Annotated in this window: 21 protein-coding genes and 1 other RNA gene; 12 read left to right on the forward strand and 10 right to left on the reverse strand. The window is 72.9% G+C overall.

What is annotated here, in order from left to right; genetic code table 11:
* Window positions 1-4 precede the first annotated feature (4 nt).
* From GGE06_RS00105 to GGE06_RS00115, 3 genes are read right to left on the reverse strand one after another with little or no spacing between them, the layout of a single operon-like run.
* Window positions 5-1,324 (reverse strand): glycosyltransferase family 87 protein, encoded by a 1,320-nt coding sequence (locus GGE06_RS00105; protein WP_184929764.1) that lies wholly within the window; start codon window positions 1,322-1,324, stop codon window positions 5-7.
* 11 nt (window positions 1,325-1,335) lie between these two features.
* On the reverse strand, window positions 1,336-2,148 hold the full coding sequence (locus tag GGE06_RS00110; RefSeq protein ID WP_184929765.1) for an ABC transporter ATP-binding protein: 813 nt from the start codon (window positions 2,146-2,148) through the stop codon (window positions 1,336-1,338).
* Window positions 2,141-3,061, reverse strand: coding sequence for an ABC transporter permease (locus GGE06_RS00115; RefSeq protein WP_116160707.1), 921 nt, complete (start codon window positions 3,059-3,061; stop codon window positions 2,141-2,143). Before GGE06_RS00115 ends, GGE06_RS00110 begins: the two co-directional genes overlap by 8 nt.
* A 160-nt stretch (window positions 3,062-3,221) precedes the next feature.
* Here GGE06_RS00115 and GGE06_RS00120 point away from each other — a divergent pair, with 160 nt between their 5' ends.
* The gene (locus tag GGE06_RS00120) at window positions 3,222-3,821 is read left to right on the forward strand and encodes a TetR/AcrR family transcriptional regulator (protein WP_116160708.1); all 600 of its coding nucleotides are present in this window, start codon (window positions 3,222-3,224) and stop codon (window positions 3,819-3,821) included.
* 6 nt (window positions 3,822-3,827) lie between these two features.
* Here the strand turns inward: GGE06_RS00120 and GGE06_RS00125 are convergent, their stop codons facing one another.
* From GGE06_RS00125 to GGE06_RS00140, 4 genes are all read right to left on the reverse strand, one after another.
* A complete protein-coding gene (locus GGE06_RS00125; protein ID WP_116160709.1) occupies window positions 3,828-4,679 on the reverse strand; it encodes a carbohydrate ABC transporter permease in 852 nt (283 codons plus the stop codon).
* On the reverse strand, window positions 4,676-5,971 hold the full coding sequence (locus GGE06_RS00130; protein WP_221517613.1) for a carbohydrate ABC transporter permease: 1,296 nt from the start codon (window positions 5,969-5,971) through the stop codon (window positions 4,676-4,678). Before GGE06_RS00130 ends, GGE06_RS00125 begins: the two co-directional genes overlap by 4 nt.
* A gap of 7 nt (window positions 5,972-5,978) precedes the next feature.
* Window positions 5,979-7,346 (reverse strand): ABC transporter substrate-binding protein, encoded by a 1,368-nt coding sequence (locus tag GGE06_RS00135; RefSeq protein WP_184929766.1) that lies wholly within the window; start codon window positions 7,344-7,346, stop codon window positions 5,979-5,981.
* Window positions 7,347-7,467: 121 nt separating this feature from the next.
* Window positions 7,468-11,457 carry an FHA domain-containing protein gene (locus GGE06_RS00140; protein ID WP_184929767.1) on the reverse strand — a complete coding sequence of 1,330 codons (3,990 nt, stop codon included), beginning with the start codon at window positions 11,455-11,457 and terminating at the stop codon, window positions 7,468-7,470.
* A gap of 495 nt (window positions 11,458-11,952) precedes the next feature.
* Between GGE06_RS00140 and GGE06_RS00145 the strand changes: the two genes are divergently transcribed.
* From GGE06_RS00145 to prfB, 3 genes are all read left to right on the forward strand, one after another.
* Window positions 11,953-13,683 (forward strand): serine/threonine-protein kinase, encoded by a 1,731-nt coding sequence (locus GGE06_RS00145; protein ID WP_184929768.1) that lies wholly within the window; start codon window positions 11,953-11,955, stop codon window positions 13,681-13,683.
* Between the two features lie 107 nt (window positions 13,684-13,790).
* Window positions 13,791-15,029 carry a serine/threonine-protein kinase gene (locus tag GGE06_RS00150; RefSeq protein WP_116160713.1) on the forward strand — a complete coding sequence of 413 codons (1,239 nt, stop codon included), beginning with the start codon at window positions 13,791-13,793 and terminating at the stop codon, window positions 15,027-15,029.
* A 36-nt stretch (window positions 15,030-15,065) separates the two neighbouring features.
* Window positions 15,066-16,169 carry a peptide chain release factor 2 gene (gene prfB, locus GGE06_RS00155; protein ID WP_116160714.1) on the forward strand — a complete coding sequence of 368 codons (1,104 nt, stop codon included), beginning with the start codon at window positions 15,066-15,068 and terminating at the stop codon, window positions 16,167-16,169.
* Between the two features lie 191 nt (window positions 16,170-16,360).
* Here prfB and GGE06_RS00160 read toward each other — a convergent pair whose 3' ends face one another.
* On the reverse strand, window positions 16,361-17,317 hold the full coding sequence (locus tag GGE06_RS00160) for a hypothetical protein (protein ID WP_184929769.1): 957 nt from the start codon (window positions 17,315-17,317) through the stop codon (window positions 16,361-16,363).
* 64 nt (window positions 17,318-17,381) lie between these two features.
* Between GGE06_RS00160 and GGE06_RS00165 the strand changes: the two genes are divergently transcribed.
* Window positions 17,382-17,579, forward strand: a complete 198-nt coding sequence (locus tag GGE06_RS00165) for an LPXTG cell wall anchor domain-containing protein (RefSeq protein ID WP_116160716.1) — start codon at window positions 17,382-17,384, stop codon at window positions 17,577-17,579.
* A gap of 88 nt (window positions 17,580-17,667) precedes the next feature.
* Here the strand turns inward: GGE06_RS00165 and GGE06_RS00170 are convergent, their stop codons facing one another.
* Entirely contained in the window at window positions 17,668-17,850 is a 183-nt protein-coding gene (locus tag GGE06_RS00170) for a hypothetical protein (RefSeq protein ID WP_116160717.1), read from the reverse strand.
* Between the two features lie 235 nt (window positions 17,851-18,085).
* Here GGE06_RS00170 and ftsE point away from each other — a divergent pair, with 235 nt between their 5' ends.
* The 6 genes from ftsE (at window position 18,086) to GGE06_RS00200 (ending at window position 23,258) form a co-directional block, all read left to right on the forward strand.
* Complete coding sequence (gene ftsE / locus GGE06_RS00175; RefSeq protein WP_030692056.1) at window positions 18,086-18,775, forward strand: cell division ATP-binding protein FtsE; 690 nt, start codon at window positions 18,086-18,088, stop codon at window positions 18,773-18,775.
* Between the two features lie 21 nt (window positions 18,776-18,796).
* On the forward strand, window positions 18,797-19,714 hold the full coding sequence (ftsX, locus tag GGE06_RS00180; RefSeq protein WP_116160718.1) for a permease-like cell division protein FtsX: 918 nt from the start codon (window positions 18,797-18,799) through the stop codon (window positions 19,712-19,714).
* 78 nt (window positions 19,715-19,792) lie between these two features.
* Window positions 19,793-20,968, forward strand: a complete 1,176-nt coding sequence (locus tag GGE06_RS00185) for a S41 family peptidase (protein ID WP_184929770.1) — start codon at window positions 19,793-19,795, stop codon at window positions 20,966-20,968.
* Between the two features lie 18 nt (window positions 20,969-20,986).
* Complete coding sequence (gene smpB / locus GGE06_RS00190) at window positions 20,987-21,526, forward strand: SsrA-binding protein SmpB (protein WP_221517614.1); 540 nt, start codon at window positions 20,987-20,989, stop codon at window positions 21,524-21,526.
* A gap of 103 nt (window positions 21,527-21,629) precedes the next feature.
* Window positions 21,630-22,023, forward strand: a transfer-messenger RNA (tmRNA) gene (ssrA, locus tag GGE06_RS00195).
* 152 nt (window positions 22,024-22,175) lie between these two features.
* Window positions 22,176-23,258: a hypothetical protein gene (locus tag GGE06_RS00200; RefSeq protein WP_184929771.1), complete on the forward strand. Its 1,083-nt coding sequence runs from the start codon at window positions 22,176-22,178 to the stop codon at window positions 23,256-23,258.
* Here the strand turns inward: GGE06_RS00200 and GGE06_RS00205 are convergent.
* A complete protein-coding gene (locus GGE06_RS00205) occupies window positions 23,255-24,508 on the reverse strand; it encodes an MFS transporter (RefSeq protein WP_116160721.1) in 1,254 nt (417 codons plus the stop codon). The two genes, GGE06_RS00200 and GGE06_RS00205, sit on opposite strands and share 4 nt — an antisense overlap.
* A gap of 83 nt (window positions 24,509-24,591) precedes the next feature.
* Between GGE06_RS00205 and GGE06_RS00210 the strand changes: the two genes are divergently transcribed.
* The gene (locus GGE06_RS00210; protein ID WP_184929772.1) at window positions 24,592-25,554 is read left to right on the forward strand and encodes a LysR family transcriptional regulator; all 963 of its coding nucleotides are present in this window, start codon (window positions 24,592-24,594) and stop codon (window positions 25,552-25,554) included.
* The last annotated feature ends 13 nt before the right edge of the window (window positions 25,555-25,567 follow it).

Genomic DNA, 25,567 nt, shown 5'->3' on the forward strand with positions numbered 1-25,567 from the left:
TTCCTCATTCCTTCACGGGTGTCGCCGTCGAGGTCCACAGGCGGCGGGCGGCGAGCAGGGCCGCCGCGAGGAGCAGGCCGTTGCGGAGCACCATCACGGCCACGCCGGTGGTGGTTCCGTAGACGACCTCGTCGTAGAGGACGGGGTACGCGAGGGAGCTGAGGGCGGCCGCCGGGAGGAGCAGCAGGGCGACCGGCCGCATCACGGTGTGGCGGGAGGTCAGGCAGACGGCGGCGAGGCCGAGCAGCCAGATCATGTACTGGGGGCTGATCACCCGGCTGGTGGCGGTGAAGAGCAGCACGGCGGTGAGGGCCGCGTCGAACGGGGTGGCGGGGGTCCAGCGGCGGGCCTGGAGCCGCCACAGGAGCAGCCAGGCGAAGGCGATGACGGTGAGCAGCAGGGCGAGGTGCCCGAGGCTGGAGACGTACGGGCCGACGTACTCGAAGGCGCCGTAGCGGAACTCGACCCTGCCCGGCCAGGCGCCGGCGGCGCGGGCCGTCGCGAGGGCCGTGCCCCACAGGGACTCGATCTGGATGCCGCGGCTGCCCTGCTGGCGCAGGAAGCCGAGGGACTCGGAGAAGAACAGCGCCAGGGTGGCGAGGAGCGCGAGGGCGGTGACGGCGGCGGCGGTCCAGGCCTCGCGGGTGGTACGGCCCCGGGGCGTGCCGATCAGGGCGAGCGCGGGCCACACCTTGACCATGGCGCCGATCCCGGCGAGCGCCCCGCCGAGCTGGTGGGCGGCGGTGCGGCGGGCGTTCAGGGCGAGCAGGGCGAGGACGGCGAGGGCGGTGGTCTGGACGTCGTACCGGGCGAGGGGGAGGTGGAGGAGGAGCGGGAGGCCGCAGACCCAGATCCAGGCGCCGTGGGTGAGGCGGGCGCTGTCGGCGCGGGCGAGGGCGAGCGTGACGACGGCGTCGGCGAGGAGGGTGAGGGTGACGAAGGCCTGGAAGTAGGTGAGCCAGGGGAGGACGCCCGGCGACATGATCACGAGTCCCGCGCCGGGCGGGTACTGCCAGGTGACGTCGCCGGGCGGGAAGGTGCCGGAGGCGAACTGCCCGTACCAGTGCTGGTAGAGGTCCACCTCGCGGGCCACCCCGCCGATGCCGAGGCTGTCGCGGGAGAGCAGCAGGAGCATGCCGGCCCGGCTGAGGAGCCAGGCGGCGGCGAGGGCGAGGAGGGGGCCGCGGCCGACGGTGACGAAGGTGGCGGAGGTGAAGGTGTCCGAGTCGAAGGGGGACCTGGTGAGCGTGGAGGGTTCGCTTCCGGAGCGGGGCGGGGCGTCGCCCGTGGAGTCGCGGGGTGACTGGGGGTGATCGGTCGTCATCCCACCGCACTTTAGACCGCGATGTCCCTTTGATTCGGTTTCTTCGGCCCCGGCTTGGCCGTGAACTCCTCGTATGCCGCCACCACCTCCTTCGCCGGCCCGTCCATCAGCAGCGTCCCCGCCTCCAGCCACAGCGCCCGCTCGCAGGTCTCCGTGATGGTGGAGTTCGAGTGGCTGACCAGGAAGACCGTCCCGGCCTCCGCCCGCAGTTCGTCGATCCGCTGCTGGCTGCGGCGGCGGAAGCGCGCGTCGCCGGTCGACAGGGCCTCGTCGATGAGCAGCACGTCATGGCTCTTGGCGGCGGCGATGGAGAAGCGCAGCCGGGCGCCCATCCCGGAGGAGTACGTCCGCATCGGGCGGGAGATCGCGTCGTCCTTCTCGTTGATGCCGGAGAAGTCGACGATCCCGTCGTAGCGCTCGCGGATCTCCGTACGGCTCATGCCCATCGCGAGGCCGCCCAGGATCACGTTCCGCTCGCCGGTCAGATCGCTCATCAGGGCCGCGTTCACGCCGAGGAGGGAGGGCTGGCCATGGGTGTAGATCCGGCCCCGGTCCACGGGCTGGACCCCCGCGACGGCCTTCAGGAGGCTGGATTTCCCAGATCCGTTCGAACCGATCAGGCCAATTGCCTCGCCCCGGTACGCGACGAAGCTGACGCCCTTCACGGCGTGCACCTCGCGGCCGGCCGGGGCCTTGCGCCGGTGCAGCATCCGGCCGAGGGCGGCGGTGGCGGCGCCCCGGCCGCCGGGGCGCCCGCCATGGACGGTGTACGTGATGTGGACGCCGTCCGCCACGACGGTGGGCGTCCTCGTCGGCTCAGCCACGGCCGTACGTCTCCTCCGCCTTCCAGAACCAGATGAAACCGCCCGCGAAGGCGAGCACGGCCCAGCCCGCCGCCAGCGCCCACACGTGCGGCGGCAGCTGCGCGGCGGTGAAGCTCCGGATCAGCGCGAAGCGCATGAGGTCGATGTAGAGCGCCGCCGGGTTGTACTGGAGCGCGATCACCACGGCCTCCGGGAAGCGCCCGCTGCCCGCCAGGTTCTGGATCGAGAACATGGCGCCCGAGGCGTACATCCAGGTGCGGAGCACGAACGGCATCAGCTGGCTGATGTCCGGGGTGCGGGCCGCGAGCCGGGCCAGCACGAGCGCCACGCCCGTGCTGAACAGCGACTGGAGGAACAGCGCCGGGACGGCGAGCAGCCAGCTCCAGGTGGGGAACTCGCCGAAGCAGGCCAGCATGACGACGAGCGCGGCGAGCGAGAAGAGCAGCTGCTGGAGCTGCTGGAACGCGAGCGAGATCGGCAGGCTCGCGCGGGGGAAGTGCAGGGCGCGGACCAGGCCCAGGTTGCCGCTGATCGCGCGGGTGCCCGCCTGGACCGTGTTGGCGGTGAAGGTCCACACGAAGATGCCCGTGATCAGGAAGGGCACGTAGTCGGGCACGCCGTTCTTCGCGTTCATCACGATGCCGAAGATCAGGTAGTACACGGCCGCGTTGAGCAGCGGGGTCATCACCTGCCAGACCTGGCCGAGGCGCGCCTGGCTGAACTGGGAGGTGAGGCGGGCCGTCGCGAAGGCGGTGATGAAGTCGCGGCGGGACCAGAGCTCCCGCACGTAGACGGGGAGCGAGGGGCGGGCGCCGCTGACGCTCAGGCCGTGGCGGCGGGCGAGGGCGGCGAGGTCCTCGGCGGCGGGCGGAGCCTGCTGCTGGGGTACGGCGGGGGCCAGGGTCGTGGTCACGGGCGGGCGCTTTCGACGAGGGGTGCGGGGGCGCGTGCTGCCGTCGGCGATGGAACGGGTCCGTATCGTCGCTACGGGGAGGTTAGAGCCCTCGCACGACGGAACGCAACCGTATCGTCGCAACGGCCCCGGGATATCGCGGTTGGTTAGGATGCCGTTCATGACCGATCCGACCCCCCGCCGCGCCCCCGCCGGAGCCGCCGTACTCCGCGAGGACGTGACCGAGGCCATCCGCGCCGCCGTCTTCGAGGAGCTCGCGGCCGTCGGCTACGCCCGGATGTCCATCGAGGGCATCGCGCGCCGCGCGGGAGTCGGCAAGACGGCCGTCTACCGGCGCTGGAAGTCCAAGCTCTCCCTCGTCCTCGACCTCGTCGGCGCCTTCGCCGCCCAGGGCCTGCCGGCACCCGCCAGCGGCTCCCTCTACGGGGACGTGCGCGCCCTCCTCGAAGTCGCCTCGCACGCCCTGCGCCACCCGGTCGCCTCGCAGGTCATCCCGGACCTGCTCGTCGAGGCCGCCCGGCACCCCGAGATCGCCGAGACCGTCAAGGCCGTGCTGCTCGACGGGCAGCAGGGCGTCATGACCCAGATCGTCCGCGAGGCCGTCGCGCGCGGCGAACTCCCCGAGGGCACCGACCCGGGCAAGGCCCTCGACCTGGCCGTCGGCCCGCTCTACTGGCGCCTCGTCGTCGTCCGTACGCCCCTGCCCAAGGGGTACCTGGACGAACTCGCGCGCTCGGCGGTCGCGGCACTGCGCGCGTGACCCGGGCTACTTCACCGCGCCCGCCATCACGCCCGACGCGAACTGCCGCTGGAACGCGAAGAACACCACCAGCGGCACCACCATCGACACGAACGCCCCCGGCGCGAGCACGTCCACGTTGTTGCCGAACTGCCGGACCTGCTGCTGGAGCGCCACCGTGATCGGCGGCGACTGCGAGTCCGCGAAGATCAGCGCGATCAGCATGTCGTTCCACACCCACAGGAACTGGAAGATCCCCAGCGAGGCGATCGCCGGACCGCCGAGCGGCAGCACCACGCGCGTGAACAGCCGGATCTCACCCGCCCCGTCGAGCCGTGCCGCCTCCAGGAGCTCGCGCGGGATCTCCGCGAAGAAGTTCCGCAGCAGGAAGATCGCGAACGGCAGGCCGAACGCCGTGTGGAAGAGGACCACCCCCGCCGTCGTCTCGAACAGCCCCACCGCCCCGAACAGCTTCGACACCGGGACCAGGGCCACCTGCACCGGCACCACGAGCAGCGCCACCACGCCCAGGAACCACCAGTCCCGGCCCGGGAACTCCAGCCACGCGAAGGCGTAACCGGCGAGCGAGCCGATGAGGAGGACCAGGAGCGTGGCCGGGACGGTGATCAGGACCGTGGAGAGGAGCGAGCCCGTGATCGTGTCGTTCGCGAGGAGACGGGTGTAGTTCTCGGTGGTCAGCTGGGCCGGGGCCGTGAACACCCGCCACCAGCCGCTCGCCGCGATGTCGGACGGCGAGCGGAGCGAGGAGAGCAGCAGCCCGACCGTCGGCAGCAGCCAGAACAGGCCGGCGAGCAGGAGGAAGACCCGGACGGCGCCCCCGGCCGCGCGTGCCGAGGCCTTCGCCGCGAAGCCCTTCATCGGCGGGACTCCCTTCGGATGCGGCGGATGTTGACCACCATCACCGGCAGCACGAGGAGGAGCAGGACGACGGCGATGGCCGAACCGACCCCGAGATCCGCGTCCGTGCCGAAGGACGAGCGGTACAGCTGGAGCGCGAGCACGTTCGCGTCGTCCTGCGCGGAGCCCGGCGCGATGACGAAGACCAGGTCGAAGACCTTCAGCACATTGATCATCAGGGTGACGAGGACGACCACGAGGACCGGCGCCAGGAGCGGCACCGTGATCCGCCGGAACACCTGCCACTCGTTCGCCCCGTCCACCCGCGCGGCCTCCAGGAGTTCGCGCGGTACGGCCGCGAGCCCGGCGCCGATCAGCACCATCGCGAACCCGGCCCACATCCACACGTACGCCCCGATCACGGCCGGGGTGACGAGCGAGGGGCCCAGCCACTCCACGCCGTCGTACTGCTCCCGGAAGTTGCTCGCGGGCAGCCGGAGCACGGCTCCGTCGGCGCGGTCGGCGGGCAGGGCGAAGCTGCCGTCGGCCGCCGCCGTGGCCGCGGCGACCACCTTCCCGTCCCGTACGGCCTCGATCCGCAGCCCCTTCAGGCCGAGCTCCCCCGGATCGACGGCGTTCGGCTTCCCGCCGCCGCCCCGGGTGAAGTCCAGCCAGGCGGTTCCGGTGATCTGCCCGTCCGCCGTCGCGGGGGCGTGCGCGGGGCGGGCGTCCTTCGGCATCCGCCCCGGTGCCACCCCGACCAGCGGGAGGAGTACGGGCACCCCGGCCCGTACCGGCGTCCTCGTCTCGTACGCGCCGCCGCCCGCCGCCTTCAGCGGGTGCACGGGCAGCGGCCGGGCCCGGGGGAAGCCGGAGGCCTCGGCGAAGGTGTCGTGGACCCCGACCCAGACCGCGTTGGCGACGCCACGGTCCGGGTCCTGCTCGTACACCAGCCGGAAGATGATCCCGGCGGCCAGCATCGAGATCGCCATCGGCATGAAGACGACGAGCTTGAACGCCGTCCCCCAGCGCACCCGTTCGGTGAGCACCGCGAAGATCAGACCGAGCGCGGTGGCGACCGCCGGGGCCACCACCAGCCAGACCAGGTTGTTGCGGACGGCGGTGCGGAGGGAGTCGTCGGTGACGAGCGCGAGGTAGTTGTCGAGGCCGACGAAGGTGCCGCCGGAACGGTCGAAGAGCGACCGCCGGACGGAGTACCCGATCGGGTAGACGACGAGCGCGCCGAGCAGGAGCAGGGCGGGGAGCAGGAACCCCGCCGCGACCGCCCTGCTCCTTCCGGTGATGCGTGGCATGGGGGCGTCAGCCCTTCGAGGAGGCCTTGTACGCCTTCGCCGCGTCGGCCTCCAGGCGCGCCTGGGTCCCGGCGATGTCCTTCGGGTTCTTCAGGAAGTCCTGGAGCGCCTTCCACTCGCCCTTGCCGGGCGTTCCGCCGAACGACTGCGGCATCTGGTCGGACATGTCGAAGCGGAAGTCGTCACCGGCGCCGATGAGCGCCTTGGCGATCTCGCGCTGGACGTCGTTCGGGTACGCCGCCGGATCCAGGCTCTTGTTGGGGGAGAGGAACCCGCCCTCGGCCGCCCAGATCCTCGCCGCGTCCGGGGAGGCGAGGAAGGCGAGCAGCGCCTGCGCGCCCTTGGTGTCCTTCAGGGCCACGGCCGCGTCGCCCGCCGTCACCACCGGGGACGTGTCGCCGGCCTTGGGGAAGGGGAAGACCTTCGCGTCCTTCCCGATCTCCGCCTTCGTCTGCGCGATGTTGACCGCGGCGAAGTCGCCCTCGAAGACCATCGCGCCCTTGGGCTGGTCGCCGCCGGTGAAGGTCTGCGTGACCGAGGCCGGGTACTCCGTCTGCAGCGCGCCGGCCGAACCGCCCGCGATCAGCGACGGCTTGCCGAAGAGCTCGGCGAGGGTCTTCAGGGCGGCGGCGACGGACGGGTCCGTCCACTTGATCTCGTGCTTCGCCAGCTGGTCGTACCTGGCCGGGCCCGCCTGGGAGAGGTAGACGTTCTCGAACCAGTCGGTGAGGGTCCAGCCGTCCGCGCCGCCGACCGACACCGGGGTCACGCCGGAGGCCGAGACCGTCTCGGCGGTGGCGAGGAAGTCCTGCCAGGTCTTCGGCTCGGTGGCGCCCGCGTTGTCGAAGACGGCGGTGTTGTACCAGACCAGGGACTTGTTGGCGGCCTTGAAGTAGACCCCGTACTGGGTGCCGTCCACCGCGCCGAGGTCCTGCCAGCCGCGCGAGTAGTTCGCCGCGAGCGCCGCCTTGACCTCCGGGCCGACCGGCTTCAGCCACTTCTGGGCGGCGGCCTGCTGGATCGCGCCCACCTGCGGGAGCATCGCCACGTCGGGCGGCGAACCGCCGGCGATCTTCGTCCCGAGGAAGTTCACGATCGGGTCCTGCGCGGGCACGAAGGTGACGGTCGCGCCGGTGCGCTTCTCGAACTCCTTCAGGACCTTGACGAAGTTCTCCTGCTCGGGGCCCGTCCAGACGGCGGCGACCTCGATCTTCTCGCCCTTGAGGGAGAGGTCGGGCGTCGGCCCCTTCGTGGTGTCGCCGCCGTCGTCGCCGCTGCCGCAGCCCGCGAGGGCGGTCAGCGCGGCTAACGCCGTCAGGGTCGCTGCGGCTTTGCGCGCCTTGCGTGCCTTGCGTGGACGAAGAGTTGTACGCATCGCTGCCCCGTCTCTCCCGTGCGCTTCGCTGTCCGTCCGACAGGTCTACGCCCGGGTGCGGGGCCCCGCAATACCGCCTTCGGCTCGAAGTAGGGGATCGTGATGCCCTCGTGACGTGCCGTCAGGCGTGGGAGGTGGGGGTCAGCGGGGCCACGGGCGTCGCCTCGACCGAACGCGCCGCACGGTCGAGCGCGCTCGCCAGGAGGGCCAGGTCCGTCGGGCCGTTGCCCAGCTCGCGGACCGGGCGCCGGGTGGGCGGGTCGCCCATCCGCTCCCACTCCAGCGGGACGACCGTCGGGCGGAGCGTCGCCGTCCGGGGGATCCGGCCCGTGACGCGGCCCGCCTGGAACGGGGTCACCCGGCCGTCGGGATGCCCGAGACGGCCCCGCCCCGCCGCCGGCACGTCCGGGCCCGCCGCGACCGGGGGCGCGTCGAGCACGATCCGCAGCCGGGCGCCGTGGGCCAGCTCCGTGTCGGAGGTGCGGTCCGGGCGCGACGAGGTCGCCACGAGGTGCACCCCGAGCCGCTCCCCGTTCCGCGCGACGGCCTCCAGGGCCCGCACGACGGACCCGGCGGCGGGCCGCCCGGGGGCGCCGAGCGCGGGCGCGACCAGGGCGTCGTAGTCGTCGACGAGCACGACGAGCCGAGGCAACTGCCCCACACCACCGGCCCGCGAGGAGGCCTGCTCCCCGGACGCGGGCCGAGGAATCCGCGCGGCGGCCTCCTCGGGGCCGCGGCCGCCGGCGCGGCCGCTGAGGTCCTCGCCACCGGGGTACGGGACGCGTCCGCTCGCGCGGCTCGTCACGTCGTCCGTGCTGGGGTGAGGGATGCGTCCGCTCGTACGGCCGGTGACATCGTCAGCGCCGGGGTACGGGACCCGTCCGCTCGCCCGGCCGGTCACGTCGTCGGCGTCCGCGCGGCGGGTGCGGGCGCTCGGGTGGTCGGTGACGTCGTCGGCGCCTGTGCGGAGGGTGCGGCTGCTCGGGCGGTCCTCGATGCCCCCGCCCTCGCGGCGCGGCAGCCGCCCACTGGGCGTGTCGGCCAGGAAGGCGTCCCCACCGGACCGCGTCCGCGTGCTGGAACGCTCGTCGAGCGCCCCGTCCCCGGCGTGGGGGACGCGCCCGTTGGGCCGGTCGGTCAGATCACCGGCCCGGGACACGCGCCCGCTGGAGCGGCCGCTGAGGTCCTCGCCGCCGGGGTGCGGGATGCGGCTCGCACGGCCGGTGACGTCGTCGGCGCCCGGGTACGGGACGCGTCCGCTGGAGCGGCCCGTGACGTCGTCCGCGCCGGGGTACGGGACCCGGCCGCTGGGCCGGCCGGTGAGGTCCTCGCTGCCCGGGCGGGGCACGCGTCCGCTGGCGCGGCTGCTGAGGTCTTCGCCGCCGGGGTGCGGGATGCGGCCGCTCGTACGGCCCGTGACGCCGTCGGCGCCCGGGTAGGGCACGCGTCCGCTGGCGCGGCTGCTGAGGTCTTCGCCGCCGGGGTGCGGGATGCGGCCGCTCGTACGGCCCGTGACGTCGTCGGCGCCGGGGTACGGGACACGGCCCTGCGTCTCGCCCGCGCCCGTGCGGAGGGTGCGGCTGCTCGGGTGGGGGTTCAGGTCGTTCGGGTTCGTGCGCGGCAGCGCGCCGATCGTGCCGTCGCCCGTGCGGAGGGTGCGGCCGCTCGGGCGGTCCGTGAGGTCGCCGGTGTCCGGGAGGCGGACGGTCGCGCGGGCGCCCTGCGGCACGGATTCCGCCGCGCTCGGGGCGCGCTGCCCGATCATCCGGTCGGCGACGCGCGCCGCCCCGCGGCGGTCCGCGAAGTGGCCGTCGCCCAGGAGCTCCGCCCGGCGCTTCAACTCGGCGCCGAGCGCCTGCGCGAACTCCCGCATCCGTACCGGGTCCGAGGCGATCAGGTGCTCGGTGACGTGCGGCAGCTCCGTACAGACCGCGAGTCCTTCGCCGCGCTCGCCGCCCGCGCCGTCCACGAGGAGCAGGCCGAGGCGGTCCGGGCGGCCGCCCGCCGCGAGCGAGGCGGCGATCGAGCGGAGCAGCTCCGTGCGCCCGCTGCCCGCCGGGCCCTCGATCAGCAGGTGCGGGCCCTCCTTGGTGAGGTCCACGGCGAGCGGCCCGCGCGGGCCGGCGCCCAGGACGGCGGTGCCGTCCGCGGCGGAGGCCCAGCGGGCCATGAGGGACGCGGGGGTGGCCCGGGCGAGCCCGAGCTCGTCGAGGAGACGGGCCGACGGCGGCAGCGCGGCGGCCCGGGCGCCCGGCGCCGCGGTCGTCTCGGGGCGCAGCGGGGCGAGGGCCCGGCCGAACCGTTCGGCCCAGGCCACGGAGACCGCGTCCACCACGCCGACCGTGCCGTGGCCCGCGAGCCGCCCGCCGGACGTGCGCAGCAGCCGCAGCGCCGTCGCCACGTCACCGCTCAGGAGCGCGGCGGCCCCGCACTCGCGGAAGGCGAGGGATGCGGCGCACGCGGCCTCGTACGTGGCGGCCATCGGCGAGTCAGGGGTGGCGGACGGCGCCTCGGCGAGGCACAGGAGGTGGATGCCGGCCGCCGCGCCGACGCCCGCGAGCCGCGCGACCGTCTCGCGCAGGGCCGCGGAGCCGGGGTCGCCGTCGACGATGACGACGGTCGTCGGCCCGTCGTGGCGGGCGGCGGCCTCGGCGACGGAGGCGCGGTCGGCGCTGGGCCAGCCGGGGCCGAGCGGGCCCTCGTCGAGCCGTCGGGTCAGCTCGGCCGTACGGGCCTGGGCCTGCTCGCGGTCGTACGCCAGGAGGAGCCGGCAGTCCTGGCCGTGGGCGGGCCGGACGTGCGGGAGCCAGCCGAGCCAGCCCCAGGCCCGGCGCCGCTCCTCCAGGGAGCGGTTCCGGTCGGCGCTGATGAGCACGATCTCCAGGTCGGAGGGGGAGTGCAGGGCGGCGAGCTGGGCCACGACCGAGCGTGCGAGCCCGGTGAGCCGGTCGCCGGGGCCCGCGAGGCCGAGGGAGCCGGCCTCGCGCAGGCCGACGGTGACGGGGACGCCGGAGAGCTCGGCGCGGTCCGTCGTGCCGAGGCGGACGACGAGGGACTCGGGGTGGTCCTGGGCCCGCTCCCAGAGCCGGGGGCCGGGGCCGAGGGCGGTGAGGAGGACGGTGGCCGGGTCGGGCCAGGTGTCGGCGACGGGTGCGGGGACGGGGGCGCCGGCCCGCGCGCCGGGGCCGGGGCGGGTGCCGGCGTGCGTGTCGGGAGAGGGGTGGTGGCCGGCGGAGGGGGCCGGGAGCTCCTCGCGGCCGCCCGCGAGGCGCCGGGCCCACGCGCCGAGCCCGCGCTTGGCGGGAGGCGTGGGTGCGGCGACCGGATCGGTCTGCCGGGTCCTGCCGTGCGGCTCGGCCCCGCCGTGGCCGTCGTGCGCGTCCCCCGCGTGCGCGTGGCCCCCGTCGTAGACCTCGCCGAACGCGATGCCGTGCGTGGCGTCGTCCGAGGACGCCCCCCGGTCCGTCTCGTGGGCGACGCGCAGGTGGCCCTCGCCGTCCGGGGCGGTCGCCAGCGCGTCCGTGCCGGCGGCGCCCGTCAGGCGCAGGGCGGACTCGCCGAGGCGCAGCAGCGCGCCCGGCCGGAGCGGGACCGGGCGGTCGCCGACGGGGACGCCGTCGAGCGTCGTGCCGTTCGTGGAGCCGCGGTCGCAGACCGTGACCCGGCCGTCCTCGCCGACGGTCACCGTGCAGTGGGAGCGGGAGACGTCCGGGTCGTCCAGCGGCACGTCCGCGTCGACGGAACGGCCGATTCTGATCGCTCCGCCGTGCAGCAGGTGCACCCCGCCCGCGTCCGGCCCGGCCACCACGTGCAGCCGGGCGGAGGCCGTCTCGTCGGCCCGGTCGTCCGGGCCGGGGACCTGGAGGGAGAGGACCGCGCCGTCGACGAGCGGCGGCTCGCCGAGGACGCAGCGCCGGCCGTCGAGCCGCTCCGCGCCCGCATAGAGCACGGTGCTGCCCGAGGCGGAGGTCTCGGGGCCGGTGACGGCGGCGGCGAGGTTCGAGGCCACGGCGGCCAGGGCCGTCCCGGCGGGGGCCGTGACGAGCACGTCGCAGGTGCGCCCGGCGCCGTGGCCGGCGTACGGCGCGAGGACGGTCAGCCGGATCTGCATCGCCGTCAGCGGTCCCTTCTGCGCGAGCCGGCTCGGCAGGGGGAACCGCCCTGTGTCTCCCCCCACCCGGCACGGACGCGTCGCCCGGTACAGGTCGGCACGGCGCGGGGGCTCCCGACCCCGTCGATGCGACGTGCTGTAGGCATCCTCGCACCTGCCACCGACAACACGCCCGCGGGTCGGCCACAAGTGATCTTGAATGGTCGGCCGAGGACGGGAAATAGCCTGGTTGGGCATGCCTTCGGAGCATGCCTGGCAACCGTCGTCCGCCCTGGAGCGTCTTCTTCCGGACAAGTTCCGTTCTCCCCGGCCCCGTGACGGGCCCCCGGCGAGACCCGGACACCGCGGCGGAACCGGCCTGTGGACGACCGGCCTGTGCCCCGTTCGGCGGCACTAAAGTGGGTCGGACACCCGGACGGGTCACAACAGAGGACAGGGACCCCGGGGACACATCGGGAAACACCCCAGGACCACGATCAGCAGGGAGCGCGTGACGTGCGGCCTATCGGCAGCAAGTACCTGCTCGAGGAGCCGCTCGGCCGCGGCGCCACGGGCACCGTCTGGCGAGCCCGCCAGCGGGAGACGGCGGGCGCCGAGGCGGCCGTGCCCGGCGAGCCCGGCGAGACCGTCGCGATCAAGGTCCTCAAGGAGGAGCTGGCCAACGACGCGGACATCGTGATGCGCTTCCTGCGCGAGCGGTCCGTGCTGCTCCGGCTCACCCACCCGAACATCGTGCGCACCCGCGACCTGGTCGTCGAGGGCGACGTCCTCGCGCTCGTCATGGACCTCGTCGAGGGCCCCGACCTGCACCGGTACATCCGGGAGAGCGGCCCGCTCACCCCGGTCGCCGCCGCGCTCCTCACCGCCCAGATCGCCGACGCGCTCGCCGCCAGCCACGCCGACGGCGTCGTCCACCGCGACCTCAAGCCGGCCAACGTCCTGCTCGCCGAGCAGGGCGGCCAGATGCACCCGATGCTGACCGACTTCGGCATCGCGCGCCTCGCCGACTCCCCGGGCCTGACCCGCACCCACGAGTTCGTGGGCACGCCCGCGTACGTGGCGCCGGAGTCCGCCGAGGGCCGCCCGCAGACCTCCGCCGTCGACATCTACGGCGCGGGCATCCTCCTCTACGAGCTGGTCACCGGCCGGCCCCCGTTCACGGGCGGCACCGCCCTGGAGGTCCTCCACCAGCACCTCAGCGAGGAGCCCCGCCGCCCCTCGACCGTGCCCGGACCGCTGTGGACGGTCATAGAGCGCTGCCTCAGCAAGAACCCCGACCGGCGGCCGAGCGCCGTGAACCTCGCCCGCGGCCTGCGCGCGGTCGCCGCCGGCATCGGCGTGCACGCCACGCCCGCCCAGATCGAGGCCGCGGAGGGCGTCGGCGCGCTCCTCGCCCCCGACCCGGCGCCCGCGCCGGTCCCGGGGACCCCGGAGACGCAGACCCCGGGCGCCGCCGACCCCACGCAGGTGCTGCCCACCGGCGCCGCCGGGGCCGCGGCCGCCGCCGGGATGCCCCCGCAGTACGACCCCGCCGCCGCGACCAGCGTCATGCCGACCAGCGGCCCCGCGGGCGCCGCCGACCCGACGGCCGTCATGCCACCCGTGCCGCAGGGCCCCCCGGCGGAGGACCCGCACCCCTGGCAGAGCCAGCTGCGGCAGGTCCGCGACCGCAACGAGCAGACCCAGGTGCAGTACCTGGACCCGAGCGACGACCCGCTGCGCCGCCGCCCGCAGCGCCGGCCCCAGCAGCCCCAGCAGCCCGGTCCGTACGGGCAGCAGCACGGGCAGCAGCCGCCCCCGCCGTACCAGCAGCAGCGCCCGGCCCCGCAGCCCCAGCCGTATCGGCCGCAGCCGCAGCCGCAGCAGTACGCGCCCCCGCCGCCCCCGCCGCAGCAGTACGCCGCCCCGCCCCAGCAGCAGTACACGCCGCCGCAGCCGCCGCCCCAGGCCCCCGCGCCCCGCGAGCCGCGCCCGCCGCGCCAGCGCAGCGCGAACCCGGTGCACATCCCCGGTCTCGGCTGCCTCAAGGGCTGCCTGATCATGATCGTCCTGTTCGTGGTCGCCGGCTGGCTCATCTGGGACCTCACCCCGCTCCAGGACTGGATCGCCCAGGGCAAGGGCTACTGGGAGGCCATCGGCGACGGCATCTCGGCCATCACCGACTGGGTCTCCTCGATCGGCGACGCCACCGGTTCCGGGGGTGCTACCGGCGGTACAGGGCAGTAACACTGCCGATTTGTCGACTTCCGAGGGGTGATTTCCCCTCGGAGGTCGAGACCGGCGGCCGTGGACGCGTAGCTTTGTCGAGAACCGCAGCCGCTGAGGGAGCAGTCTTGGCACGGAACATCGGCAGCCGCTACACCGCCCACCAGATCCTCGGGCGGGGCAGCGCCGGAACGGTGTGGCTCGGCGAGGGCCCCGAGGGACCCGTCGCCGTCAAACTGCTGCGCGAGGACCTGGCGTCCGACCAGGAGCTCGTCGGCCGCTTCGTCCAGGAGCGGACCGCGCTCCTCGGCCTCGACCACCCCCGCGTGGTCAAGGTCCGCGACCTCGTCGTCGACGGCAACGACCTCGCCCTCGTCATGGACCTCGTCCGCGGCACCGACCTGCGCACCCGCCTCGACCGCGAGCGCCGGCTCGCGCCCGAGGCCGCCGTCGCGATCGTCAAGGACGTCGCCGAGGCCCTCGCCGTCGCGCACAAGGCCGGAATCGTCCACCGGGACGTCAAGCCGGAGAACATCCTGCTCGACATGGAGGGCCCGCTCGGCCCCGGCGGCGCCCACCCCGCCCTCCTCACCGACTTCGGCGTCGCCAAGCTGATCGACACCCCCGGCCGCACCAAGGCCACCCGGATCATCGGCACCCCCGACTACCTCGCCCCCGAGATCGTCGAAGGCCTCCCGCCGCGCGCCGCCGTCGACATCTACGCCCTCGCGACCGTCCTGTACGAGCTGCTCGCCGGCTTCACCCCGTTCGGCGGAGGCCACCCCGGCGCGGTCCTGCGCCGCCACGTCACCGAGACCGTCGTCCCGCTCCCGGGCATCCCCGAGGAGCTGTGGCAGCTGATCGTCCAGTGCCTCGCCAAGGCCCCCGCCTCCCGGCTGCGCGCCTCCGAGCTCGCCGCCCGCCTCGCGGACGTCCTGCCGCTGCTCAAGGGCATCCCGCCGCTGGACGTCGACGAGCCCGACGCCGAGCCGGCCCCGGAGCCGTACGAGGAGGACACCTACTCCACCAGTACGGCCGCGGGCGAGCCCGGCCCCCGCCGCGCCGCCGTCCCGCTCGTCCCCGGCGCCTCCGCCGACTCCAACCGCGACACCCACACCTCCATGCGGGTCCCGGCCCCCGACGAGCTCTCCGGCGGCCCCCTCGGCACCGCCCGCGCCCCGCGCCCCGCCGGCGCCCGCCGCCCCGGTTCGGCCCGCCACAAGGCCGGCGCGGTCCGCAAGAGACGGATCACCCTCGCCGTCGCGGCCGTCGTGATCGCGGGCGCGCTCGGCACCGGCGGCTACCTGGCGGCCTCCGGTGACGGGGACGCTCCGCCGCAGGACTCCAAGCAGTCCTCCCAGCCGTAGGTTCGGCTCCAGGCCCGGAGCCGTTACGCTGGATGCGTGGCAGTCGTCGATGTATCCGAAGAGCTGAAGTCCCTCTCCTCGACCATGGGGTCGATCGAGGCCGTCCTGGACCTCGAGAAGCTGAGGGCCGACATCGCCGTGCTCGAAGAGCAGGCCGCGGCCCCGTCCCTGTGGGACGACCCGGAGGCGGCGCAGAAGATCACGAGCAAGCTTTCGCACCTCCAGGCCGAGGTCCGCAAGGCCGAGACCCTGCGCGGCCGGATCGACGACCTCGGGGTGCTCTTCGAGCTCGCCGAGGAGATGGACGACCCGGACACCCTCGCCGAGGCCGAGACGGAGCTGGTCTCCGTCCGCAAGGCCCTCGACGAGATGGAGGTCCGCACCCTCCTCTCCGGCGAGTACGACGAGCGCGAGGCCCTGGTCAACATCCGGGCCGAGGCCGGCGGCGTCGACGCCTCCGACTTCGCCGAGCGGCTCCAGCGCATGTACCTGCGCTGGGCGGAGCGCCACGGCTACCCGACGGAGATCTACGAGACCTCGTACGCGGAAGAGGCGGGCATCAAGTCCACCACCTTCGTCGTGAAGGCCCCGTACGCCTACGGCACGCTCTCCGTCGAGCAGGGCACCCACCGGCTCGTCCGCATCTCGCCCTTCGACAACCAGGGCCGCCGCCAGACCTCCTTCGCCGGCGTCGAGATCCTGCCGGTCGTCGAGTCCTCGGACCACGTCGAGATCGAGGAGTCGGACCTGCGCGTCGACGTGTACCGCGCCTCGGGCCCCGGCGGCCAGGGCGTCAACACGACCGACTCGGCCGTGCGCATCACGCACCTCCCGACCGGCATCGTCGTCTCCTGCCAGAACGAGCGCTCCCAGATCCAGAACAAGGCGAGCGCCATGAACGTCCTCCAGGCCAAGCTCCTGGAGCGCCAGCGCCAGGAGGAGCGGGCCAAGATGGACGCCCTCAAGGACAGCGGCAGCTCCTGGGGCAACCAGATGCGTTCGTACGTGCTCCACCCGTACCAGATGGTCAAGGACCTCCGTACGGAGTTCGAGGTCGGCAACCCGCAGTCCGTCCTGGACGGCGAGATCGACGGCTTCCTGGAGGCGGGCATCCGCTGGCGCAAGCAGTCGGAGAAGTAAGCCCCTCGCTCGTACGGGACCGGGCCCCGCACCTTTCGGTGCGGGGCCCGGTCCCGTTCCGTGGCCGTCCGTGGATTCGCTGACGCAAGCGGAAGCGTGACTGTCGGGGCGCTTTGTCGACAAGGGAACTGCTGCTGCCGGGCCCGGAGTTCCGGGTTTACGTCACAGTTGCATCGTCGCATGTCGGTCACCTAGTGATCTTTCGGGCATCGCACGCGCAACGACCTTGACGCTTCATCGGAAACTCGGAAGGGTGGCGTACTGGCATGCGCTTTCCTGGGACGCGTGTGAACGGGGGCCGGTCCAGTGATTCCGTCGCCCTTGCCGCGCGGGCCCGAGCGCTGCCCCATGACGAGATGAGCTACTGGGGGTAGCAGCCAGATGACCAACAAGACGCGAGTCCGCCTGGTGCGGGTCGCGGCCAGTGCCGTGATCATCGCCGGTGCGTCCCTGACGGCGGCCGGTGCCGCGCAGGCCGTCGGCGGATTCGGAACCGACACCAACCAGACCCAGGACGCGGGTCTCGGCATCCAGTCCGAGGGCGAAGACGACGGCGGCAACGCGATCCTCGGCCAGATCAGCGGCAGTGCTTCGACGACGACCACGACGTCGGGCGACTCGTCCACGTCGTCGGGCGACTCGTCGTCCTCGTCGGCGACGGACTCCTCGTCCTCGTCGACCGACTCGTCCGCGACGTCGACGGACTCGTCCTCTTCGTCGAGCGACTCGTCCGCGACGTCGAGCGACTCGTCCTCTTCGTCGAGTGACTCGTCGTCCTCGTCGAGCGACTCCTCTTCGTCGTCGAGCGATTCGTCGTCCTCGTCGAGCGACTCCTCTTCGTCGTCGAGCGATTCGTCGTCCTCGTCGAGTGACTCGTCCTCTTCGTCGAGCGACTCCTCTTCGTCGTCGAGCGATTCGTCGTCCTCGTCGAGCGACTCGTCCTCTTCGTCGAGCGATTCGTCGTCCTCGTCCTCGTCGTCGAGCGACTCCTCTTCGAACTCGGGCAACTCCAACTCGGGTAACTCGAACTCCGGCAACTCGAACTCGGGCAACTCGAACTCGGGCAACTCGGGCAACAGCTCGTCGTCGAACTCGGGCAACAACTCGTCTTCCTCGTCGACCGGTGAGCAGACCTCGTCGACCACCACGGGCGGCTCGTCCACCGACGGTGGCGCCGGCACCTGCACCGTCGACCTCGACGGCGCCGAGTGCGTGGACACCCCGAACAACACCGACCCGAACCAGGGCGGCTCGCAGCCGGTGCAGCAGGGTGACGCGAAGGAGGAGCTCGCCGAGACCGGTGCGGCCGAGACCTCGTTCCTGATCATCGGCGCCGCGACCATGATCGCCGGCGGCATCGGATTCCGCATGCTGCCGCGTCTCGTGGGCGGCGGTCGCACCGCCGTCTGAGGCGCGTGACGCATGACGAAGGGCCGGGGAGTCCGCTCCCCGGCCCTTCGTCATGGTTCCGGCTCGTGGGCGCCGCTCGCGCCCTCCGTCAGGCCGCCTGGATCGCGGCGAGCAGTGCGATCGCCGCGAGCAGCGCGACCGCCAGCGTCAGCAGCATCGCGGGCGACAGCCCCTGAGGGGTCAGACGCTCCCGGTTCGCGCGGCAGACGGGGCAGCGGCCCTCGGCGACCGGGGCCGCGCAGTTGGCGCACACCAGTCGGTCGTAGGTCATGCGCTCTCCTCCTCCCGCACTGGGGTACACACCAGGACAACGTCCGGAGGGATCCGGACGTTCCCCCTACCACTGTGCCAGCTCTGCGGCGTTTCGGCGCGCCCCACCGGTTCGCCCGGCTTCCGTCCGGAAGGGCGAAAAGGATAAACCGCGCAAGCCAGGACCGCGACTGCGCGGGCCGTGCCCGGTCGCGTAAGGTCACGCACACCTACTCCCGGCCGACCGTGGTGCATCCGTGATCCGATTCGACAACGTCTCCAAGTCCTATCCGAAGCAGAGCCGCCCCGCGCTCCGGGACGTCTCCCTGGAGATCGAGAAGGGGGAGTTCGTCTTCCTCGTCGGTTCCTCCGGCTCCGGAAAGTCGACTTTCCTGCGACTGCTCCTGCGTGAGGAGCGCGCCAGCCAGGGCCAGGTGCACGTCCTCGGCAAGGACCTGGCCAGGCTCTCCAACTGGAAGGTGCCGCAGATGCGGCGCCAGCTGGGCACCGTCTTCCAGGACTTCCGCCTGCTGCCGAACAAGACCGTCGCCGAGAACGTGGCCTTCGCCCAGGAGGTCATCGGCAAGCCGCGCGGAGAGATCCGCAAGGCCGTGCCGCAGGTGCTCGACCTGGTCGGACTCGGCGGCAAGGAGGACCGGATGCCGGGCGAGCTCTCCGGTGGTGAGCAGCAGCGCGTCGCCATCGCCCGGGCCTTCGTCAACCGGCCGATGCTGCTGATCGCCGACGAGCCCACCGGCAACCTCGACCCGCAGACCTCCGTCGGCATCATGAAGCTGCTCGACCGGATCAACAGGACAGGGACCACCGTCGTCATGGCGACCCACGACCAGAACATCGTCGACCAGATGCGCAAGCGCGTCATCGAGCTCGAAAAGGGCCGCCTCGTCCGTGACCAGGCGCGCGGCGTCTACGGCTACCAGCACTGACGGCGGGGGATCCAGAACACCATGCGCGCCCAGTTCGTGCTCTCGGAGATCGGTGTCGGTCTCCGTCGCAACCTGACGATGACCTTCGCCGTGATCGTCTCCGTCGCCCTGTCCCTCGCCCTCTTCGGTGGCGCCCTGCTCATGCGCGAGCAGGTCAGCACGATGAAGGACTACTGGTACGACAAGGTCAACGTCTCCATCTTCCTCTGCAACAAGGCGGACGCGGCCACGGCGGCCAAGTGCGCCAAGGGCGCCGTCACCGGCCAGCAGAAGGACCAGATCGAGGCCGATCTGAAGAAGATGGACATCGTCGAGTCCGTCCAGCACGAGTCGGCCGACGAGGCGTTCAAGCACTACAAGGAGCAGTACGGCGACACCGCCATCGCCTCCGTGGTGACGCCGGACCAGATGCAGGAGTCGTTCCGGGTCAAGCTGAAGGACCCGGAGAAGTACAAGGTCGTCGCCACGGCCTTCGCGGGCCGGGACGGCGTCGAGTCGGTCCAGGACCAGCGGAACATCCTGCAGAACCTGTTCGACCTGATGAACGGCATGAACATCGCCGCGCTCGGCGTCATGGGCCTGATGCTGATCATCGCGCTGATGCTGATCGTCAACACCGTGCGCGTCTCGGCCTTCAGCCGGCGCCGCGAGACCGGCATCATGCGGCTCGTCGGCGCGTCCAGCTTCTACATCCAGATGCCGTTCATCATGGAGGCCGCCTTCGCCGGCCTCCTCGGCGGCGGCGTCGCCTGCGTGCTGCTGCTCGTCGGCCGGTACTTCCTGATCGACCACGGCATCGCGCTCGCCGACAAGATGCAGCTGGTCAACTTCATCGGCTGGGACGCGGTCCTCGCGAAGCTCCCCCTGGTGATCGCCATCGGCCTCCTCATGCCGGCCGTGGCCGCCTTCATCGCGCTGCGCAAGTACCTGAAGGTGTGACAAGACACCTGTGACAACGGATGGCGTCGTACGGTCAAAGCCCGTGCGGCGCCATCGTCTTGTCCTAGAGTGGGCGCCATGCCGGCCGGCGGTGGCGATCTCTGTATCCGGCCCCGCGGAGTCGTCCGTGGGGCCGTTCTGACGTTGGTGTTCACCGGGGTTCTCGCCGCCGCTGCCGCCACCGGGTCGCTGCCCCGGCAGGAGTCCGCGGGGGAGGGGCGGGCGGCGCCGGTGCGTGCGGTGGGCGGGGCGACCGTCGACAGCGCCGCTCTCGCGCAGGCCGCCGCCGCGGCCATGGCCGACGGGAAGTCGGGGAAGAAGGCCGCCGAGGAGTTCGTCAGCCGCAGTGGCGACCGGTGGGGCGCGGTGTACGACAAGAAGGAGTACGCCGAGTTCGAGCAGGCCCTCGGCGGTGCCTACACCGGGGTCGGCCTGTCCGCGGGGCGCCTCGGCGCGAGCGGGGTGCGGGTGACGCGGGTGCAGGCCGGCGGGCCCGCCGGCAGGGCGGGGCTGCGGGTCGGTGACCGGCTCGTCTCCGTCGACGGGCGGCCGGTCGACGGGCTCTCCGTCTCCGAGGTGGTCTCGCTGCTGCGCGGTGACGGCGTTCCCGGCTCGCCGGTCGTCCTGGGCGTCGAGCGCGGCCGGGCCGCCTGGACGCAGCCCCTGCGCAGGGCCCGGCTCGCGACGGACCCGGTCACCGTCCGCCGCCTCGACGACGGGGCCGTACTGATCCGGGTCGCCGCCTTCACCAAGGGCGCCGGCACGCGCGTGCGTGACGCGGTACGGGCCGCCCCGGCCGGCGCCGGAGTCCTCCTGGACCTGCGGGGCAACTCGGGCGGCCTGGTCGCGGAGGCCGCCGTCGCCGCCTCCGCCTTCCTCGACGGTGGGCTCGTCGCCACGTACGACGTGGAGGGCGAGCAGCGGGCCGTGTACGCGGAGGGCGGCGGGGACACCGGCCGGCCCCTGGTGGCGCTGATCGACGGCGGCACGATGAGCGCGGCCGAGCTGCTCACCGGCGCCCTCCAGGACCGGGGCCGGGCGGTCACCGTCGGCTCGCGGACCTTCGGCAAGGGCTCGGTCCAGATGCCGAGCGCGCTGCCCGACGGCTCCGTCGCCGAGCTGACCGTCGGCCACTACCGCACCCCCGCGGGGCACGCCGTCGACGGCCGCGGCATCACGCCGGACCTGACGGCGGAGGACGGGGCCGAGGAGCGGGCGAGAACGGTATTGAGTGGCCTCGGAGGGGGCTCGTAGTGCGAAAATGGCCGCACTATGGCAAAGGGACTCGTGAACGTGCAGGGCAAGCCTGCGAAGAAGGCATCGGACAAGGCGCCTGAGCGCAAGCTCATCGCGCAGAACAAGAAGGCGCGGCACGACTACCACATCATCGACACCTACGAGTGCGGTGTGGTGCTCATGGGCACCGAGGTGAAGTCGCTGCGCATGGGCCGGGCCTCGCTGGTCGACGGCTTCGTCCAGATCGACGGCCACGAGGCGTGGCTGCACAACATCCACGTGCCCGAGTACATGCAGGGCAGCTGGACCAACCACCACGCGAAGCGGAAGCGGAAGCTGCTGCTGCACCGGGCCGAGATCGACAAGCTGGAGTCGAAGTCGCAGGAGACGGGTCACACGATCGTGCCCCTCTCGCTGTACTTCCTGAACGGCCGGGTGAAGTGCGAGATCGCGCTGGCCAAGGGCAAGAAGGAGTACGACAAGCGCCAGACCCTGCGGGAGAAGCAGGACACGCGCGAGACGAACCGGGCGATCGCGTCGGCGCGGCGCCGGCAGCGGGCGGCGCAGAGCGCGTAGGGCCCTGCGCCCCGCCCCGTTAATGCGCTGGCAACCGGGACCGTCGGTCACGTACGATGGGACCTGCACCCCACAGAGGGTGCGCGTTTTGAAAAATCAACATGGGGATGATCGGTTTCGACAGCGGATGTCGAAGCAGTGGGAAGCGTGTCGAGGAAGCGGCAATGATCTCGTAAACCATATGTCGCAACCAATAATCGCCAACACCAAGAGCGATAACTCCCGCTTCGCCCTCGCTGCCTAATTTTAGGTAACGAACAGAAGCCTCTGTGAGGAGCGTCAGCCCGGGGGTGGTCCCGACCCGGATCCTGGCGTCATTTAGGGATCTAAACCTCCAGCCCCGGTCACGGGGGTTGGAGGGAAATCAAACAGTGGCTGAGCCCGTTCCGGACTTGTCTGGGTGATCCGGAGGGCTGAGAAACTCGTACCAGACTGCACACGGAGAAGCCCTGATTCCGCACCGTTGGACGCGGGTTCGATTCCCGCCATCTCCACTCATCCCATGTGGGCACAGGCCCGGTGGTCGCGCGAGCGACTGCCGGGCCTTTGTCATGCCGTGCCAGGGCGTCGACCCTCTTGTGGGCTTGGTCTGGACCTGGCACTCTGCGGGGCGCCGCCCCCCCACGTCACGGCACCCCCGGAGGTACGTATGCGTTACAGACCCCTCGCGGTCCTGCTCATGCTCCTCGCCCTCCTCGTCCCCGCCGCCCTGCCCGCCGGAGCCGCCGCGCCCGCGCCCGTGCAGGTCTACGGCGCCTGGCACTGCGGGGACGACTACTGCACCTGGTCCACCGTCCGCGACGTCGCCGAGTTCGACGCCGGGAACCACTGGCTGATCGACCGCGGTGACGGACGGCCTTCCGTCAATCTGGTCGTGCTGAGCTTCGTCGACCCGCTCAAGTTGCTCCACCGCACCACCGACGCGGGGACCGCCGCAGGGGTGCCCGTCGGCATGAGCCGCGAGATCGTCCAGTACTTCACCTCGCGCGGTATACGCGTGATGCTCTCCCTCGGCGGGATCACGTACACCGACGCCTGGGACGCCGCCCTCGCCGAGAACGCCGGCCGGCTGGGGCTCGAAGCCGCAGCCGTCGCCGCGGACCTCGGCGTCGGCATCGAGATCGACTACGAGCAGAACACCGCCCCGAACATCTCCGGGCTCCAGGCCTTCATCGACGCCTACCGGTCCGTGCATCCGTACGACGCCGGCGGTACGGACCCGGCCGCGCGGCTCACCATCGACACCGCCGCGGGCGACCGCTGGCTCATCGACATCAACCGCAAGGCCACCGCCGACTGGCTGCGCACCGACAGCCCCGTGCTCGACTACGCGAACGCGATGGTGCCCGCCCGGCCCACCTCGGCGAGCTCGCACATCGCGAACTGGCAGGAGCACCTGGACGGCAAGCCGCAGTTCTCGCCGCCGGTCGCCCCGCTCGCCCCCGCCAAGCTCACCGCGGGGCTCTACCTCGCGTACGGCCGCAGTCCGCTGCCGGAGTGCACCGACTTCGCGAACTCGCTGCAGAAGGCGACCGGCGACTGGGTGCGGAACGCGGCGCCCCACGGGGCCGGGACCACGCCGGGGCTGCTCGGCTACATGTTCTGGGCGGCCGAGAAGCCGTCCACCCGTGGGCTCGGCACCCAGGAGCCCAACGGCTGTGCGGGCGGTGCCGGGGCCGGAGCCACCTCGTACGGGGTGTCCGTGCCGATGTCGCCGCTGCGGCAGGGCTAAGCCCCTTCCTGTGTACGGCGGCCGCCCACTCCCGTCGCCGTGCACAGGGTCAGGGCCAGTGCCGCCGCCGTCACCGGGATCAGGAAGCCGAAGGCGGCGAAGGGGGCGTGGTCGGCGGCCCAGCCGCCGGTGGCCGAGCCGGTGGCGATGCCCGCCAGGAGGGCGGTCACGGCGAGGGCCATGCCCTCGTTGAGCTGGGCCGCCGGGACGAGGCGCTGGATCAGGCCCATGCCCGTCACCATCGTCGGGGCCGTCGCCATCCCCGCGAGGAGGAGGCCGCCGGCCAGGGCGAGCAGGGAGCCGGTCGAGGCGCCGAGCAGCGGCATCGCCATCAGGACGGTCATCGCGGCCAGGCAGGTGCGCAGGCGGGCGGTGCGCCGGGCGTGGCCGTAGAGGAGGCCCGCCGCGCAGGAGCCCGCGGCCTGGAGGGCGAGGACCGGTCCCGCGACGGGCCCGTCCACGTACGCCAGGGTCACGACCTCCATGGAGCCGAAGATCGCGCCCGTGGCGAGGAAGACCGCGAGCAGCGGCGCCATGCCCGGGGACCGCAGCGGGGAGCCCGCCGCCGTGCGCGGGGCGACCGGGGGCTCAGTGGAGCGCTGGGCGCTGAGGATCAGGACGCCGGAGAGGAAGAGGACGGCCGCGGTGAGCGTGCCGGCCTCGGGGAAGAGCGCCGAGCACAGGACGGCGGCGAGCACCGGGCCGAGCATGTAGCAGAGCTCGTCGACGGCCTGTTCGAAGGCGTTGGCGGTGTGCAGCGCGTCCGGGTCCTTGCGGAAGAGGTGGGCCCAGCGGGCCCGGGACATGCCGCCCGTGTTCGGGGTGGTGGCGGTGACGGCGGTCGTGAGGAAGAGCGCCCAGGCGGGGGTTCGTTCGTGGACGCAGAGCAGCAGGACCAGGTGGCCCAGGACCGCGTAGGCGGTGGCCGGGACCGCGATCCTGGCCTGGCCGTACCGGTCGACGAGCCGGGCGATGAGCGGGCCGGTGACGGAGCCGACGGCGAGGCCGGTGGCGGTGACCGCGCCGGCGAGGGCGTAGGAGCCGTACGCCGCGGCGATCATGATCACGGCGCTGACGCCGAACATGCCCATGGGCAGTCGGGCGATCAGGCTGCCGACGGTGAAGGCGCGGGTGCCGGGGTGGGAGAAGAGGCGGAGGTAGGGGTTGCGGGGGAGCGCGCGGGGCGTTTCGCGGTAGCGGGGGGCGAGGGCCGGGCCCGCCGGGGTGAGGGTGAGGTCCGGTTGCGGCATGGATCAAGGGTCCGTTGGCATGGCCCTGCCGGTCCAACACCTATGCGGTGGTGATTCACGCACCTGTGTTGTTAGATGCGTGCATGCCCGCTCCCCACGACGTCGAACCACGACTCCTGCGCGCCTTCACCGCCGCCGCCGAGGAGCTCCACTTCACCCGCGCCGCCGCCCGCCTCTACCTCGCCCAGCAGGCCCTCAGCCGTGACATCCGGCGCCTGGAGCGGGAGTTGGGCGCCGAACTGTTCGTGCGGACCACCCGGCAGGTCGCCCTCACCCCCGACGGCGAACGTCTCCTCCCGTACGCCCGCCGGGTGTTGGCCGCCCACGACGAGCTCACCGAAGCCTTCCGCAGCGCGCCCCGCCCGCTCCTCGTCGACCTCAACAGCCCCGACCTCGTCCAGGAGCGCGTCCTCCTGCGGGCCCGTGAACTCGCCCCGGAGCAGGAGCTGATGGCCCGCTACGAGAGCGGACTCACCGGCGCCGTCCAGTCCATCCTCGCCGGCCGGCTCGACACCTCCTTCGGCCGGTACGGGGGACTCGACGCCCGGCTCAGGGCGCGGCTCGACTCCCAGTTCGTGCGGTACGAGCCGATGGCCGTGGTCCTCCCCGAGGACCATCCGCTCGCCGGCCTGCCCGAGGTCCCGCTCGCCCGGCTCGCCGGGGAGCGGATCTACGCCGGGGCCGGGAACGACCGCACCCCCGAGTGGACCGACCTCGCCGCCCGGCTCTTCGCAGGGCGCGGCATCGAGATCGCCCCGCCCGCGCCGCTGGCCGTCGGCCACGAGGAGTTCCGCCGGATCATGGCCAAGCACCGTCACCCGGTCCTCGCCGTCGTCGACTTCCCGCCCATGCCGGGCTGCGTCCTCCGGCCGCTCGTCGACCCCGTGCCCCTCTCGCCCGTGAGCCTGGTGTGGCGCAAGGGACTCCGCCACCCCGGCCTCGACGCCCTGCGCCGGGCGGCCGCGGAGCTCGGCGCCCGGGAGGGCTGGCTCGTCCGGCCGCCCGGCGCCTGGCTGCCGGAGGGGGAGCCGGGGTTGCCCGCATAGAGCGGGGGCGCTC

The sequence above is a fragment of the Streptomyces nymphaeiformis genome (assembly GCF_014203895.1).
Classification (GTDB): Bacteria; Actinomycetota; Actinomycetes; order Streptomycetales; family Streptomycetaceae; genus Streptomyces; species Streptomyces nymphaeiformis.